Origin of the sequence: Marinobacter sp. 3-2, assembly GCF_003751355.1 — a bacterium.
Taxonomy (GTDB): Bacteria; Pseudomonadota; Gammaproteobacteria; order Pseudomonadales; family Oleiphilaceae; genus Marinobacter; species Marinobacter adhaerens.
Map to the genome: position 1 here is coordinate 651,260 of NZ_RJUQ01000013.1, position 16,473 is coordinate 667,732.

Here is a 16,473-nt window from a genome sequence, read left to right on the forward strand (position 1 = left end):
ACTGACTAACGGAGCCTGAATTCAAGGTGGCGAAGCAGCAAGCAGTTACTGACATCCTCCGCCAGTACCATCCGGTGCCGGACCGGTTTGATGAGCTTGGCACCGAGGGTTCCGGGCCCAAGTCGCACTGGCGGCCGTTGTTGCAGCAGCTGAACCTTGAGTCTGTCGCCGGTCTGAATCTCAGGGCTCAGGCGGTTTCCAATGCCATTGCCGAAGATGGCGTAACCTACAACGTCTATGAAGATCCCCGAGGCGATACCCGACCCTGGGAGGTGGATCTGCTGCCGCTGGTGTTGGGCGCCGATGAGTGGCAATGGCTCTCGAAAGCCGTCGCCCAGCGTGCAGAGCTCCTGGACAGCGTTCTGGCCGATCTTTACGGCGAGCAGTCGCTGTTAAAAGAAGGTCTTATGCCTCCGGCCCTGGTTTATGGGCAGGCGGGTTTCCAGTGGCCCTGCCAGGGGATTCAGCCTGCCGGGGGCCGGTTCCTGCACCTGTATGCCGTGGATCTGGCGCGCGCACCAGACGGCGGTTGGTGGGTGATGGCAGACCGTACCCAGGCGCCCTCCGGCGCCGGTTACGCCCTTCAGAACCGGCTGGTGATTTCCCGGGCGTTCCCGGCGCCATTCCACAACCTGCCGGTGACCAACCTTTCGGAATTCTTCCAGGGTTTCCAGAACAGCCTGGCGGGCATGTCGCCAGCCGGAACCGAGTCACCGCTTTGCGTTCTGTTGACCCCGGGCCGTTTCAACGAAACCTATTTCGAACATGTGTTCCTGGCCCGTTACCTGGGTTTGCCGCTGGTCGAGGGCCAGGATCTGACCGTGCGAGATGACACGGTGTACCTGAAAACGCTTCAGGGCCTGCGGCGGGTACACGCCATTTATCGCCGGCTGGACGATGGCTTCTGTGATCCGCTGGAGCTTCGCGCCGATTCCGTGCTGGGGATTCCCGGGCTTCTGGGAGCGGTGCGGGCAGGCAAGGTTCTGATGGCAAATGCTCTGGGTTCCGGGGTACTGGAGAGTGCGGCGTTATTCGGGTTTTTGCCGGAGATTTCGAAGAAATTACTGGGCTCGCCTCTGGCTATGCCGTCGGTGGCGTCCTGGTGGTGTGGTGAGAAACCGGCTCTGGACTATGTCATCGAGCACCTGGACGAGCTGGTCATTAAACCCGCCTTCGCAAGCATGCGAATGGAGCCGGTGTTCGGTTACCAGGTGAAAGGTGCAGAGCGTGACGCCCTGATCAAGAAGATGCATGCCCATCCCCATGCCTTTGTTGGCCAGGAGCTCGTCCATCTTTCCCAGGCGCCGGTCTGGAAGGGGGATCCGGAGCAGCCGCTGGCCACCCGGTCCATCGGCCTGCGGCTGTTTGCGGCGGCCACGCCCTCCGGCTGGCGGGTCATGCCCGGTGGGCTGACCCGGGTCGCCATGGATGCGGGTGTGGAAGTCATCTCCATGCAACGGGGAGGGCTGTCGAAGGACACCTGGGTACAGGCTCGCTACACGGCTCCCTCCAAATCACTGATTAAGAAACGGCTGCAGGTGTCTGACCTGCTCGACGGCGAGCGGGACACGCCCTCCCGGGTGGGGGAAAACCTGTTCTGGATGGGCCGGCACTCGGAGCGGGCGGAGGGAACCGCCCGTTTATTGCGGGCGGCGTTCAACCGTCTGTCGGGCCACGACCAGGCCAGTGAAGAAGCCCTGCTCGGGCTGCAACAGGCAGCCGAGCAATTCGGGACCCTTCCGGAGCCTGAAGAAGATGCGGTCCCCGAGCCGCTTCCCGACGCCTTGTTGCGAGCGGTGAGTGACCTGCAATTTCCGGGTTCAATTGCGTCGATTCTCCAGGCGTTGCTGTTCAATGCCAGCCAGGTCCGGGACCGTCTGTCTTCCGACAACTGGCACACGCTCAATCGGGTGGGCAAGCCCCTGAGCCCGGCGCCAACCACGCCGGACCGGTCGATTCGGGCACTGAACCTGGTGTTGCTGGACTGCATCTCCCTGGCGGGCTTTGCGATGGATGACATTACGCGGGATGCCAGCTGGGTTTTCCTCGTGATCGGCCGGCGCCTGGAGCGACTGGCCAATCTCTGTACGCTGATTTGCGTGCCCCTGTTCAGCGACCGGTTCAGCCGCCATGCCATGCTCGAGTGGCTGCTGGAAGTGGCCAACTCGGAAGTCACCTACCGCACCCGGTACCGTCGGACACCGGAGCTTCTGGGGGTACTCCATACCCTGGTGATAGACGCAAGCAATCCTCATTCGGTGATGTTCCAGCTGCGCCAGCTGCAGAAGGACCTGCCGGAGATGGGGCGTAAAACTGGTCAGCTGTTTCCGCCGGATCTGAACGAATCGCTGCAGCGGCTGCGAGCGCTTGATTTGCATCCGTTTGAGCGCAAGCGCCCGGATAAAGCCTGTGAAGCTCTGGCGGAGCTATTGTGTGACATCCGGTCGGAGGCCTATCGTGTCTCTGATGAAATCCAGCGGCAGTGTTTTATTCACACCCGGTATTCCGACCGGTCTGTGAACCCGGATTGAGGCGCCTGTCATGACATTTGTCCGTTACCATGTGCGTCATGAGACCCTCTACCAGTACGATCAGGTGGTGGGGGAGTCCCACCATTTGCTGAGGCTCACGCCGCGGGCGTTGCCCTGGCAGCGGAATCTTGAGCATCACCTGGCGATCTCACCGGAACCCTCCGCAAGGCGTTCCTTCCTGGACTGCTTTGGCAACCGGATTACCAAGATTCATTTCACCGCCGACCACGAGTACCTCGAGATCATCAGCGAATTCTGGGTGGAGCTTCGTGAACGTCCGAAGCCCTCGGCAGCCGCTGCAAAAGTTCCCTGGGAAACCGTGCGTGACAGCCTGCGGTACCGAGCCGACAGGAAGTTCCCGCCAGACCATCTTCAGGCCACGGCGTTCCGGTTTGTCTCCACCAATGTGCCCATTGATTCCCAGTACGCCGCCTATGCCCGGGAGGCGTTCCTTCCGGGACGCCCGCTGGTGGAGGCGGCCGATGCCCTGATGCGGATGATTCATCGCGATTTCAGCTTCGATGCAACGGCGACGGAAACCTTCACTCCGGTCGAGCAGGCGTTCAAGGCCCGTCGCGGGGTCTGCCAGGATTTCTCCCATATCATGATTGCCTGCCTGCGCTCGGTGGGCCTGGCCGCGCGTTACATGAGCGGTTATATCCTGACCCATCCGCCCGAGGGCAAGGAACGACTCGTCGGTGCCGATGCTACCCATGCGTGGGTGGCCGTCTTTGTGCCGGATTTTGGTTGGCTGGAACTGGATCCAACCAATGCCCTGCGGCCGGATCTGGAACACATTACCCTCGGCTGGGGCAGGGACTTTTCCGATATCACACCGATGCGGGGTGTCCTGCTGGGCGGTGGTGGACATGAACCGGAGATTGCCGTGACCGTGGTGCCCGAGGAGGAGTTCGCCTCTCTGTACGGCGACGGCGAAACCTATCTGGAAGAACTGTCGACTTAACCGAATCCACCCGTCCGGCTGTGGTTAAGCTTATCCATACGTTCACTTCCTTACGGCAGAGTGCCGCGTAGCAAGCTATGCTTGCGGGCTTTCGATGGCACCCGGACGACACGGAATGATTGAAACGTTTTTCTCGACTTACATCAGCAGCACCATTCGCTTTCTGTTCCTGCTGGCGCCTTTTTTCGTGGTGACCATGTTCCTGGCGCTGACCAGGGGCCTGCCAGCAACCGAGAAAACATCGATTATCCGCCGAGCCTGCGTTTCGGCCTTTCTGATGGGCGTGATTCTGTTCTTTGCCGGCCCGCTGTTGTTCAGCGCCATCGGCATCACGCTGAATTCGTTCCGGATCGGTGCCGGTTGCCTGCTGTTCCTGACCGCCATCAGCCTGGTGACCAGTGGTACCCGGAATCACGCCACCGGGCTGCCCGATGAAGATCGGGATGACATTGCCGTTGTGCCGTTGGCGATTCCGGTGATGATCGGGCCGGCCACCATTGGTGCAATCATGGTGTATGGCGCCGAGCTTAACCGGGTATCCGAAGTGGCAGGCGGGCTCCTGGGGCTGGTATCCAGCCTGCTGATCCTCGCGGTGTTGCTGCACCTGTCCGGCTATCTGGAGAAGGTGCTGGGCAAGACCGGCCTGAACATCATGTCTAAGATCAGCGGTCTGATCCTCTCGGCCATGGCGGCTGAAATCGTGCTGACGGGCATTGCGGGTTTCATTGCCTCCACCTAGAGTATCGCGGGACAGGTTTTCGCTGCAGGGTGTCTGATGTCTGCCAATACCATTGAGCACAATCGCAAACGATACGATTTCTCCGGCGTGGAGTCGGTGTGGCTGTTTGGTTACGGCTCGCTGATCTACAAGGTGGATTTCCCCTTTCTGGAGCAGCGCCCGGCGTCGATTCGCGGGTGGGAAAGGCGGTTCTGGCAGGGTTCCCACGATCATCGGGGCACGCCGGAGGCGCCCGGCCGCGTGGTTACCCTGGTAGAAAAGCCAAATGCTGTCTGCAAGGGCATGGCGTTCAGGGTGTCACCCAAAGTGTTCGAGCACCTGGATGTCCGTGAAAAGAACGGCTATCTGCGCCTGAGCATCACGCTCACCTTCGACGATGGCAGCCATGCCGACGGCCTGGTTTACATTGCCACCGAAGACAACGAAGCCTTCCTGGGCCACGCGCCGGATGCGGATATTGCCCGCCAGATCGCCTCTGCCTCAGGCCCCAGTGGCCCGAATGCCGATTATCTCTTGCGCCTTGCAGAGTCCCTGAGGGCAATGGGTGCGGATTGCCCGCACACCTTTGCCATCGAATCCCACCTGCGTGATGAGTTGAGCTAAGTCCGTTTAAGTTTGCTTTAAGGTTCGGGGAGCACACTCACCAGACCTTGAATCACACTTATCCCGGAAAATCCCATGGGCTTGTCCTCAAAACCCACTCTTCACGCGCAGCCGTTTGTGCGTAGCGGAACCGGCCGGTTTCAATGGCCTGCAATCAAACCGCATTGGCTGGTGTTGATCAGCGCCCTTGCACTGACCTCTCTGTATAACGGTCCTTTCTACACCGCCATTGATCGATACGTCGGCTTTGATCAGCCGATGCTGATGTTCAAACTCGCGTTTTTGTTGCTGCTGGTCAACCATCTCCTGATCGGCCTGTTTTCGGCACGATTTATCCTCAAGCCGGTACTGGTGTTTCTGTTTTTGAATGCAGCGCTCAGTGGGTATTTCATGAACGCGTATGGCGTGCTGATCGACAAGCACATGCTGCAGAACGTGTTCGAAACCGATGTGCAGGAGGCTCGCGGCCTGCTGAGCCTCGGACTGCTTGTGCACATGGCGCTCTTTTTTGTGATTCCGGTTGTGCTGCTTTTCCTGGTTCGTGTGAGCTGGCCGGCGGGCCTGAAAAGGGTCACTCACTGGTTGGCCCCGATCATTGTTGATATCGCTCTGATTCTGGTACTGGCGTTGACCAGCTATCAGGAGATGGCTTCAACGTTCCGTAATCACCGCGACATCAAGGATCTTGTGGTGCCGGTGAATAGTGTTGCTGCCCTGGCATCGCTGGGTAGCAAGGTGGCTGCGGCGCAGTTTCCCCAGGAATACCAGCAGGTGGGGCTGGATGCGACGGTTTCTCTCCCGGTTTCCGATCGCAGCAGACCCAATCTGGTGGTTTTCGTTCTTGGTGAAACTGCGCGCGCAGACAATTTTGGTCTGAATGGCTATCAGCGCAATACCACCCCGGAGCTCAGTAAACTGGCCCGGCAATCGGGCGGAACACTGGTCAATTTTCCCCGGGTATCCTCCTGCGGGACCGCAACGGCCTTGTCGGTGCCCTGTATGTTTTCGTGGCTGGGCAGATCGGATTACGATGAAGCCGTGGCCAAGAACAGTGATAACTTCCTGGATGTCATGACCCGCGCCGGCATTGTCAGTACCTGGCTGGATAATAACTCCGGCTGCAAGGGCATGTGTGACCGGATTCCGACCGTTCGTCCGGAGGATACCGATCTCTGCCAGGGCGAGTACTGTGATGATCTGGTGCTGCTGAAGGGTGCCCATCAGCAGCTCGATGCCGCAGACAACAACGACCATTTCATGGTGCTGCATCAGCTTGGCAGTCACGGTCCCGAGTACTACAAGCGCAGCAAACCGGACCAGAAAAAGTTCCTGCCCGAGTGTCAGAGCAATGAACTGCAGAGTTGTGACCAACAGGCCATCATCAACGCCTACGATGACAGTATTCTGGTAACCGATCGCTTGCTCGGAGAAACCGTGCGCATGCTGAAATCCATGCAGGCGGATTACAACACGGCTCTCGTGTATGTCTCTGACCATGGCGAGTCACTGGGCGAGGGTGGCATCTACCTGCACGGTATTCCTTACATGCTGGCGCCGGAGGCCCAGACCCATGTGCCCATGGTTGTGTGGTTGTCAGACGGTTTCCGGATGGATAACCGGATTGATGCTGAGTGCGTCAACCGGATCGCATCGCAACCGTTGAGCCACGACAACCTGTTCTCCTCCATGCTGGGACTGATGAACGTGAAGACCGAAGCGATCAAGCCGTCGCTCAATATTTTCGAGGACTGCAGAACCACCTGAGGCGCTGAACGTTTTCTTCACCTTCTGACAGAAAATACGACACTACCGGCCATTCAAACGTCAAGCTGACGGGGCCTTGCGTAAAGATCCTGCAAAGCCGGCCCCAAGGCACTGACATTCGCTCCCGCTTCGATAATCTGGGTTCAGAGGCATCCGGCACTGGGTCCGGATGCGAGATCTGTCTCTGAGCAGAACGGGAGAATCATCATGAAGCGACTGTTGATCGGAAGCCTGGTAACGGCATTCCTGATGGCATCGGCTCCGGTGATGGCCGGTGACGATGACCGCCGCGGTCATGGCTGGCAACCGCACCATGAGCGGGGGAGTGCGCTACCCCCAGGCCACCAGAAAAAGTTCCTGCAGGCCCACTATCGGGACGACCGTCACCATCGGCACCACCACAAACCACGGCACTACAAGAAGCATCAATGGGACCGGAAGTACCACGATCGCCACAGGTACCACGGTGACAAGCGCGGATGGGGCAAGAAACACAAGCGGGATGTCTATCGCGACAGATACGAGCGTCGGCGCGACTGGCACCGTCACCATTCGGGCCATTACCGCATCAAACTCGGCTATGGTGACGGATTGCCGCCGGAGGCCCGTATCGGTCGGATTATTCACGACACTCACGTGCTAATTGAATCTTCCCGGCACTGAATGATTCCTCCTGGTTCCGGCGCCCCTGTTGCTCGGGGGCCGGGTTGAACCCCCTTGCAGGTTCCTTGCGCCGGTGCTGCAGACCAATGAGCAGCAGGGGCACCACAATCATCAGGCTGCCAGCCAGGAACCACAGGTCGGGCACTTCACCGAACCAGATCCAGCCAATCCCCACGGCCCAGATAAGGCCCGTGTATTCGGCACTGGTGACCTGGTTGGCATCCACCTGCCGATAGGCCAGCAGTACGGTGATGTTGTAGCCGAGAATAAACAGCGCCGAGCCCATGGCACCGATCAGGATGCCAGAATCCCATTGGGCGCCTTCCCACCAGGCCAGTGCACCCGCTGCGGGCAGAATCAGCAGGTAATTCAGGAACAGTTTGTGAACGGTGCTCTGCTGTTTCGGCAGTTTTCGGACCAGCACGGCGTTGATGGCCAGGGCAAAGGCAGAGCCAAGCGCCGCCACGGCCGCCCAGTTGAATTCCACTGGCCGCAGGATGAGCACAATACCGGCAAAGCCGCTGAACACAGCGCTGACACTCAGCGGCGTGAGCTTTTCCCGGAACAGGAATACCGAGAGCACCATCACCAGGATGGGCGCGGCGTAGAACACGGCGTTAGCGGTCGCCAGCGGCAGGTTGGCCAGGGCGACTACCATGCACAGCAGGCCGGCCAGGTGGATGTGGGCCCGGAAGGTGTGGATTTTCAGGCCGGCGAACAGGTTTTTCCGATCCAGTTGCCCGGCCATTGGCAGCAGGAGTGCCAGGGTGATCAGGCAGCGCAGGAAGGCAAACTGGAACACCGGGGCGCCGGGTTCGAGGAGTTTGATGAACACGTCAGAGATCAATGCCATGGCGTTGCCGATCACCAGCAGTAGGATGGCGCTGTTTACGGTTTTTCCTGACATTTTTTTCTCCTCAATTCTTCAACTTTGGGTGCATGAGCCCGGTCAGCAAATGGCTTCCGAAAACCGCTGCGAGTACATCCATGTACGCTTGCTCTCCGCCTTCCCTGGCTCCGAGCATTTTCGGAAGCCATTTCCTGCCCAGGCCCCCCTAACTGGCTCAGGAATTCTATTTGAGTGCTAATATCCGATAAAATGATCAATATTCATCTGCTATTAGAAAATTAGATAATGAAGCTCCCACCTCTAAAAGCCCTGCCTGTCTTCGAAGCCGTTGCCCGTCTCAACAGCTTTTCACTCGCCGCCGATGAGTTGGCGGTGAGTCAGAGTGCCGTCAGCCATCAGATCAAGCAGCTGGAAACCTACCTGGGCGAGCAGTTGTTCTGGCGCAGTGGACGGACGCTGTCGCTGACCGATGAGGGCCGGCAGTACCTGGATGCGGTCAGTTCAGCGCTGTTGCAGATTGAGCGGGCCAGTGAGCAGATTCTGGGGCATGAGGAGTCCTTGCTGAGGCTCTCGGTGTTCAGTTCGTTTGCCGTGCGCTGGCTGGTGCCAAGGTTGCCGGATCTGAAGCGGTTGCATCCTCAGCTGGATCTGGCGCTGGAGATGAGTAGTGGCAATCCGGTGTTGTCGGACCGGGTTGCAGATTGCTTTATTACCGTTAAGCCTTCTTCTCCTGCATTCAGCTATGAGCTGCTTTACGAGGAGCGACTGTTCCCCGTGTGCAGCCAGGATTACTGGCAGAAGATACGCCGGGAGCTGGCGTTGGAAGAGGTTGCCGGCGACCCGGCATCGGTGTCGTTAACGCCGGCGATGATGGCGGAGTTTCCGTTGCTGTCGACCTACAGCATCTATAACCGGCAGGGTGGGGATTGGGAAGCCTGGTATCGTGAAGCGGGCCTGGACCTGCCCAAATCCTGCCGTTTACTGCACTCGAGTCATATGCTGCTGTCGCTGGAGGCTGCGCGCTTCCACCAGGGAATTGCGCTGACCAACGACTACATGCTCAGCACCCGCAAGGATTCCGGTGACTTTGTGCGCTTGCCCTGCCACTCCGTGATGACGGGCGACATTTTTTACTTTGCATGGAAAACCAGCCGTCGTCGTGAACGAGGGATTCAGCTTCTGCGGCGTTGGCTGGTTTCAGAAGCGATCAATTCAGGATTACGTTCGGAAGAGGTATCCGATTAGCCGGGCAGGCGAGCAGGATGCTAATCCTGCGACGGAACGTAACGTGGACACTGAGCGTGTGTACACAAAGTTATCGGGGCTTGGCGATCCATCGAGCCCGTTCCTGACCTTTGTTTGAGAGGAGCCACAAGACCATGTACAAAACTCTGTCCGCTGTCGTTATTGTATTGCTGTTTGGTGCGAGCATGCCCGTCAACGCTGGCAATCACACCGATGCATTGCCGCCCGGGCTGCAGAAGAAGTTGGAACAGGGCAAGCCGCTGCCCCCTGGCTGGCAGAAAAAAGTGGATATTGGCCGGGGCGACCGTTTGCATCGTGAGCTTTACGATTATGGTGATGTGCGCGACATCGGCGATGGTCGGGAAGAAGTGAGAGTGGAAGACCGAATTTATACGGTGATCAAGGACACTCGGGAAATCATCAACCTTCTCGACCAGTAACGGGTCACTCCCCACCGCCCGTTTTATCCGGCGCTTTCGGGCTGAAGGCGCAGCGGTCTGGCTTAATGTCCAGCAGCGGGGTGCCGTCCAGACAGTCCAGGCCGCGTACGATCAGCGCTCCTTTTTCTATACGAACCAGTTTGACCATGGACGTGCCAATCGGGTTGGGTCGCACCGGGGAGCGCAGGGCGAAGGTGCCGAAGGTCTGGCCGTCGCTTCTGGGGCTTTGCCGGATCAGGTCCCGGCGGCTCTGGTCGAGCCAGTAAAGCACCTCAATGGTGTCGTAGTCTTCGAGCCCCGCCAGCGCGTCGTGCCAAACAGGGTCCAGAACCAGCTGGCACTCCGGGCCGTTAAGGCGGCCCTGGCGCGGGCAGTCCTTGCGATCGCGCCAGGGGGTATGAATGGTGCCGATGAATCGCAGCGTTGCATCGGAGGCCGGTTCAAGTGCCACGGCCTCCTCATTCGGACGCAAATCACCAGGATCGTTCATCGACTGGCCCACGCTTTATTCCTCGTCATTTCTCTTCTCTGGGTGGGCGCTCGACCACCTTGCGTTTGCCCTTGGCACAGCGCGAAAGCGCTTTCAGGCCGTCGGCATCGAAAGCATCGACGCGGATCACATCATAGAGCGCTTCCAGTGCTTCCAGCAGTTTGTCGCACTCGTCTGCCTTGACCACGCCCTGGGCACAGGCCCAGTCAACCAGTTCCTTGCGCTGATGCCCCATCAACAGGTCAATGCCGCCCAGTTCGTCTTCATCGCGGTTACGCATGGCGTCATGCAGCCGGCTGCGCATGTCCGCGGTCTCGTTGGCCAGCTTGTAGGCATTGAGCACCCGCCCGAGCGGATCTTCCGGGTCCATGGTGGTGTAGGCACCGCGACTGATGCGCTGGCGTACCGGGGTGTCCTTGACGATGGATTCCGCGACCTGTGCGCCCAACTTGTCGTCCGGACCGTTCAGGCCAGTGGCACCCAGCGGGAACACCAGCAGTCGCAGGGGCCAGCGCAGGGCCGGAACCGGGAAGTTGATGATGGCTTCGCGCATGGAGCCCTGTAGATCCCTGAGGCAGGTCTGTAGGCACCACTCTACCAGCGGCCGCTGGTCATCCGGGTAACCCTCCTCATGCCACTGCTTGATGACGGCGGTGGCGTAATAGAGTTGCACCAGGCAGTCGGCCATGCGCCCTGAGAGGCGTTGCCGGGCCTTGAGGCCACCACCAACGGTAAGCAGAGTGACGTCGGTCATCAGGGCGAAGGCTGCTGAGAACCGCGCCAGCTGTCGGTAGCTGGACTTGATGTTGCCTTGCCGTGGCACCGATTCGGCCCATCCCCTGGTCAGCCCCAGCAGCAGGGCCCGAAGGGCATTGCGGGTGGTGTGAGCCAGATGCCGGTAGAAGATACCGTCGAATTTCTTCGCTGCCTTGTCCTCGTCTTCCATGCCTGCTGCTTCGATTTCCTCAACAATGAACGGATGGCAGCGGATGGAACCCTGGCCGAAGATCATCAGGCTCCGGGTAAGGATATTGGCGCCTTCCACGGTGATCCCTATTGGCACCGCCTGGTAGGCCCGGGCCAGGAAGTTGCGGGGGCCGGTGATGACGCCGCGGCCTGCCACTACGTCCATGGCATGGTTGATGACTTCCCGCATCAGGTCGGTATTGCGGTATTTCAGCACAGCGGACGGCACCGAGGGCCGAACGCCACGGTCCAGCATGCCGGAGGTCAGCAGCCGGGCAGCGTCCATCATGTAGGTGTAGCCTGCGATGGGCTCCAGGGCTTCCTGCACGCCTTCAAACTGGCTGATGGTCCGGCCGAACTGTTCCCGGGTGTAGGCGTAGGAGCCGGTGGCCAGGCTGGCCACCTTGCCGGCACCGGTGCCGAGGGCGGGCAGGGAGATGGAGCGGCCGATAGAAAGACACTCCAGCAGCATGGTCCAGCCCTTGCCGAGCATATCCTGGCCGCCGATGACCTGTTCCATGGGAATGAACACGTCGTTGCCCCAGGTAGGACCATTCATGAATACGGTGTTCATGGGCAGGTGGCGGGCACCGGCGTTGACCCCGTCCGTGTCTTTGGGCACCAGTACACAGGTCACACCGATTTCATCGGAATCGCCCAGCAGCTTGTCCGGATCATAGACCTTGATGGCCAGGCCGATCAGTGTCGCCACCGGGGCCAGGGTGATGTAGCGCTTGTTCCAGGTGACTTTCAGGCCCAGCACTTCCTTGCCGTTCCATTTGCCCTTGCAGACGATGCCTTTGTCTGGGATGGCGCCGGCGTCGGAGCCGGCCACCGGGGAGGTGAGGGCGAAACAGGGAATCTCGTCGCCGCCGGCCAGTCTGGGCAGATAATGCTGTTTCTGCTCATCGGTGCCGTAGTGCATCAGCAACTCGCCCGGGCCGAGGGAGTTGGGCACCATCACGGTAACGGCAGCCGATACGCTCCGGGTGGAAATCTTCATCACGATTTCAGAGTGGGCGGTGTTGGAGAACCCCAGGCCGCCGTCTTCTTTGGGAATCACCAGGCCGAAAAAACCGTTCTCACGGATAAACTTCCAGACCTTGTCCGGCAGGTCGTACTGCTCGTGGGTGATCTTCCAGTCGTCGAGCATGGCGCAGAGCTTTTCCACCGGTCCATCCAGGAAGGCCTGTTCCTCGCTGGTGAGGTGTGCCGGCTTGGCGTCCAGCAGCTTGTTCCACTTGGGCTTGCCGGAAAAGAGCTCACCGTCCCAATCGACCGACCCGGACTTCAGGGCCTCGGCTTCGGTGTCCGAGAGTTTGGGCAGTCGGCTGCGTACCCAGCCGAGCAGTGGGCGGCTGAGCTTGTCGAGACGCAAGTCGCCAGGGATAACCAGAATCAACGCCAGGGCCAGCAGCACACCGCCGCAGAGAATGCTGATCAGATGCCATTCATCCTGGAACAGGCCCACAACGGTCGCAAGAGACATGACGGCAGCGGCTGTGGTGCCGCCGATACCCAGATAGATCAGTACCAGGGCACTGATCAGCAGGAGAAGAACACTCATGGGGAGACCTCCGTATCGTGAATGCAATTGCTCAGAAGCTACTTTTACCATCGGTTAAAGTTCAGGCAGTTGCAAGGGCTCGGGGCGTGAGATGTAAAGATTGATTGCAGTAATGAAAAGGATTGTCAAAAAACGGGGTTGAAGGCTCTATTGATTGATCCAGTTTGCCATTTTTAAAGAAGTCATAGGCTCATTCAATAAAAATCTGCCCCGGAGCCTACTGATGTTTGGTCATTTCACCGTTGCGAAACGCCTAGCCCTTGGTTTTGGACTGATTCTGTCCCTGGTAATTGCGGTCAGTCTGATTGGCAACCAGCGGGTCGGTTTCATCGACAGGACCCTGACCGATGTGGGTGACGGCGCTGCCGTGAAACAGCGGTACGCGATCAACTTTCGCGGCAGTGTCCACGATCGGGCGATAGCCATCCGGGATGCGGTGCTGGTAGAGAACGAGCGGGACCTGCAAACACACCTCGCTGACATTGAGCGGTTGAAGGCGTTTTACCGGGATTCTGCTGGCCCCATGGATGAAATGTTCCGGGAAGAAGGCGCTACCAGCCGGGAAAAGCAACTGCTGGCGGCGATAAAAGACATTGAGCTCAGGGCCCTCACGTTAACGGATGAACTGCTCGAGCTGCGACTGGCAGGCAACATCGATCAGGCCAGGGCATTTCTTCTCAGCGATGTCTCCGGCGCCTATTCGGAGTGGCTCAAACGGGTCAACGCCTTTATCGACCACCAGGAAGACGTGGTGACCACCGGTGTTGATGAAGTGCGTGAGGCGGCGAGCACATTTAATGCCCTGAACCTGTCGGTAACAGGTCTTGCGGTCGTTCTGGGTGCACTTGTAGCAATGGTAATCATCCGCAGGTTGAAGAAAATTCTTGGCGGTGAACCGGAGGATGTTGCCCAGGCGATTCGCCAGCTGGCTGACGGAGAGCTGGACCAGGATATTCAAACCCGCTACCCGGACAGCGTGATGGGCGCGTTGCAGGATACCGTGGAGCGACTGGGCGGCATTATCCGGGAGGTCCGCTCAGCGGCGGAGGAACTGTCCAGCTCGTCTTCTGAACTGGAAGCGACCTCCGACAACAACAGCCGTCAGATCCGTCTGCAGGCCAGCGAAGCGGAACAGATGGCGACAGCCGTGAACCAGATGGCGGCCACGGTAAACGAAGTGGCCGGTTTCGCGGCCAGCGCGGCCACCGCTACCCAGAAGGCCGATACCGAGGTTGAAAGCGGGAATCGCGTGGTCCAGGAAACCGCGGCCTCCATTGGCGAGCTGGCGGAAACCCTGGAACAGGCAACCCGGACCGTGCAGCGGGTGTCTGAGGACAGCGCCAACATCGAGAAGATCATAGAAGTGATCAATGCCATCGCCGAACAGACCAACCTGCTGGCACTGAATGCTGCCATTGAAGCCGCCCGTGCGGGTACTCACGGTCGGGGCTTCGCGGTGGTGGCAGACGAGGTGCGTTCCCTGGCGTCGCGGACCCAGGATTCCACCCGGGAGATCCAGGAAATGATCGGCAACCTGCAGACCGGTGCCGGCGAGGCGACCAACGTGATGGAAAGCAGTCGTGAACTGGCACGTAACACGGTGGACAAGACCAGCGAGGCGGAAGCTGCCCTCGCCAGAATCCGCAATGAAGTCGGCGCCATCAACGACATGAACGCCCAGATTGCCAGTGCCTCGGAAGAGCAGAGTTCCGTTGCGGAAGAGGTCAACCGCAACATCAGCCGCATCCACGACGCCACGGTGGAAACGTCAGCCGGTTCCGAGCAGGTTGCCGGGGCCAGCCGGGACCTGGCGGTGCTTGCCGGGCAGCTGCGTTCGCGGGTCAGCGTCTTCCGGTTTAAAGGCTGAGCCCGCAGATCAACAACGCGAGAGTGGCTAACAGCACCGCGACGTTGATGCCCAGAAGGGTGTTCAGCTGTGCGGGGCTGCTCAGGGCGCCCCGCAGCCTGGTGCTAACCCAGATCGCTGCCGGCAATGGCGCAAGGGCGATGGCCGTCCAGGTCGGCAACCATCCGACCCAGATTGCCGAGCCGAGTAGGCCGTAGCTGCCAAGTAACAGCAGGCCTGCCAGGCGGGCAGCAGCCGGCCGGCCCATGGTAATGACCAGATGCCGCCGGCCGACTTTCCGATCTGCATCGGCATCCGGAATCTGATTGATCAGCAGTAACTCACTTACCAGCAGCAGGCTGATGGCAGAGGCCGCAACGGCCGCAGCATCGAGCCGTGCCCCCAGGGCAATCAGGCTGCCCAGGATCATCACGGGGCCGAATCCCAGCCCGGGAGCAAGCAGGCAAATCAGTGGCGAACGGGTAATCCAGCGGGTGTAGGTAAGCACCAGCACCACGCCTGCGGCACCCAGCACCAGCATGGGCAGGCCCCGGAGCCACAGAAAGTAGAGGCCAATGGCCACAACCAGTGCCAGCGTACCGGATGCGGCCAACAGGACCTGCCGGGCGGCGGAGGGAACCTCCGGCAGAGCGCCACTGCCGCCGGAGAAAGGCGTGCGCCGGGTGATCAGGTCCAGTCCGGAGATGAAATCTTCGTATTCATTGAGCAGGTTAACGGCGGCATGGGCCAGGAGGGCGCCAATCAGAACCAGCAAGGTGTCAACCAGGGCCGGCGATGCGCCCTGCTGCCAGGCCAGGGCCACACCGAGACCGGCGCACAGTGGTGCGAGTATCAGAAAGTTCGGGCGGGAGGCGCGCACCACCGCAACGGTTTCAGACATCGGGTCCTTCCTCTGATCAAACGTAGCCGGCGGCAAACACCAGCCCGAGCACAACCGGCATAACGATGAGACTGCCCAGGTTGCTCAATAATACCAGCGACGCGACCTTGTGTGGCTCCTGTCGATACTGTTCCGCCACCATGTAGTTGAGTACAGCCGGTGGCAGGGCCGCAAATACCCACAGCGCGGCTATCTGCATGCCGGGAAGATCCAGCACCGCAATCATCGGCCAGGCCAGTATCAGGCCGCTGGCGGGGCAGGCGACTGCGCCCAGCATGCCCAGCTTCCAGTCACTGAAATCAATATCAAGCATGCGCACGCCGAGGGCAAAGAGCATCAGCGGGATGCAGACACCCCCCAGCATGTTCAGGGTTTCCAGCAGCCATTCCGGCAGGGGTACGCCCCCGAGATTCACCGACAGCCCGGCAATACTGGCAAATACTATGGGCAGCTTGAGCCGTTTGATGATGGAGGTGTGGGGGTCAAGCATGTAAAGCCCCACCGAAAAGTGCAGCAGCATTTCCACAATAAACAGCACGATTGCCGCCGGAAGGGCCTCATCACCGAACGCCAGCACCAGCAGCGGGATCCCCATGTTGCCGGAGTTGTTGAACATCATTGGCGGCAGGAAGGTTTTCAGGTTCAGCTTCAGAATCCTGGCCAGCGGGTAGAGAACAATACCTGACCCGAGCACGACCACGGTGGCCGCCAGTGCCAGCCGGGCATACTCCTGAAGCGGAGCCTGTTGGTCGGCGAGAACGGCAAAGACCAGCATGGGCACGAACAGCTCCATGTTGAGAACGTTCAGTCCCTGGATATCGGGGGTCCGATAACGGCCGTAGAGGGCGCCGCAACCAGCGATCAGGAACACCGGCAACATGGTGGACAGGATCTGGCCAATCAT

14 protein-coding genes are annotated in these 16,473 nt (G+C 59.7%); 9 read left to right on the forward strand and 5 right to left on the reverse strand.

Annotated features, from left to right (window positions below; all coding sequences use genetic code 11):
• Positions 1–26 precede the first annotated feature (26 nt).
• The 6 genes from EDB94_RS10315 (at position 27) to EDB94_RS20620 (ending at position 7,264) form a co-directional block, all read left to right on the forward strand.
• Positions 27–2,531, forward strand: coding sequence for a circularly permuted type 2 ATP-grasp protein (locus tag EDB94_RS10315; RefSeq protein WP_014578743.1), 2,505 nt, complete (start codon positions 27–29; stop codon positions 2,529–2,531).
• 10 nt (positions 2,532–2,541) lie between these two features.
• Positions 2,542–3,495 (forward strand): transglutaminase family protein, encoded by a 954-nt coding sequence (locus tag EDB94_RS10320; protein ID WP_014578742.1) that lies wholly within the window; start codon positions 2,542–2,544, stop codon positions 3,493–3,495.
• A 115-nt stretch (positions 3,496–3,610) separates the two neighbouring features.
• Positions 3,611–4,234, forward strand: coding sequence for a MarC family protein (locus EDB94_RS10325; RefSeq protein ID WP_008172684.1), 624 nt, complete (start codon positions 3,611–3,613; stop codon positions 4,232–4,234).
• Between the two features lie 36 nt (positions 4,235–4,270).
• Positions 4,271–4,837 carry a gamma-glutamylcyclotransferase gene (locus tag EDB94_RS10330; RefSeq protein ID WP_092030729.1) on the forward strand — a complete coding sequence of 189 codons (567 nt, stop codon included), beginning with the start codon at positions 4,271–4,273 and terminating at the stop codon, positions 4,835–4,837.
• Between the two features lie 75 nt (positions 4,838–4,912).
• Positions 4,913–6,601, forward strand: a complete 1,689-nt coding sequence (locus EDB94_RS10335; protein ID WP_108018305.1) for a phosphoethanolamine transferase — start codon at positions 4,913–4,915, stop codon at positions 6,599–6,601.
• A 207-nt stretch (positions 6,602–6,808) separates the two neighbouring features.
• Entirely contained in the window at positions 6,809–7,264 is a 456-nt protein-coding gene (locus EDB94_RS20620; RefSeq protein ID WP_062783919.1) for a hypothetical protein, read from the forward strand.
• Here the strand turns inward: EDB94_RS20620 and EDB94_RS10345 are convergent.
• Positions 7,221–8,171, reverse strand: coding sequence for a DMT family transporter (locus tag EDB94_RS10345; RefSeq protein ID WP_108018306.1), 951 nt, complete (start codon positions 8,169–8,171; stop codon positions 7,221–7,223). The genes EDB94_RS20620 and EDB94_RS10345 overlap by 44 nt on opposite strands.
• 228 nt (positions 8,172–8,399) lie before the next feature.
• Between EDB94_RS10345 and EDB94_RS10350 the strand changes: the two genes are divergently transcribed.
• The gene (locus EDB94_RS10350) at positions 8,400–9,359 is read left to right on the forward strand and encodes a LysR family transcriptional regulator (RefSeq protein ID WP_108018307.1); all 960 of its coding nucleotides are present in this window, start codon (positions 8,400–8,402) and stop codon (positions 9,357–9,359) included.
• A 134-nt stretch (positions 9,360–9,493) separates the two neighbouring features.
• Positions 9,494–9,799, forward strand: coding sequence for a hypothetical protein (locus EDB94_RS10355; protein ID WP_108018308.1), 306 nt, complete (start codon positions 9,494–9,496; stop codon positions 9,797–9,799).
• A gap of 4 nt (positions 9,800–9,803) precedes the next feature.
• Here the strand turns inward: EDB94_RS10355 and tsaA are convergent, their stop codons facing one another.
• Positions 9,804–10,301 carry a tRNA (N6-threonylcarbamoyladenosine(37)-N6)-methyltransferase TrmO gene (tsaA, locus tag EDB94_RS10360; RefSeq protein WP_260312555.1) on the reverse strand — a complete coding sequence of 166 codons (498 nt, stop codon included), beginning with the start codon at positions 10,299–10,301 and terminating at the stop codon, positions 9,804–9,806.
• Between the two features lie 13 nt (positions 10,302–10,314).
• Complete coding sequence (locus tag EDB94_RS10365; RefSeq protein ID WP_108018309.1) at positions 10,315–12,822, reverse strand: acyl-CoA dehydrogenase; 2,508 nt, start codon at positions 12,820–12,822, stop codon at positions 10,315–10,317.
• A 223-nt stretch (positions 12,823–13,045) separates the two neighbouring features.
• Between EDB94_RS10365 and EDB94_RS10370 the strand changes: the two genes are divergently transcribed.
• A complete protein-coding gene (locus tag EDB94_RS10370; RefSeq protein ID WP_108018310.1) occupies positions 13,046–14,689 on the forward strand; it encodes a methyl-accepting chemotaxis protein in 1,644 nt (547 codons plus the stop codon).
• Here the strand turns inward: EDB94_RS10370 and EDB94_RS10375 are convergent.
• Both EDB94_RS10375 and EDB94_RS10380 read right to left on the reverse strand, forming a co-directional pair.
• Complete coding sequence (locus tag EDB94_RS10375) at positions 14,679–15,569, reverse strand: prenyltransferase (protein WP_108018311.1); 891 nt, start codon at positions 15,567–15,569, stop codon at positions 14,679–14,681. The two genes, EDB94_RS10370 and EDB94_RS10375, sit on opposite strands and share 11 nt — an antisense overlap.
• A gap of 16 nt (positions 15,570–15,585) precedes the next feature.
• Positions 15,586–16,473, reverse strand: coding sequence for an AEC family transporter (locus EDB94_RS10380; RefSeq protein ID WP_108018312.1), 888 nt, complete (start codon positions 16,471–16,473; stop codon positions 15,586–15,588).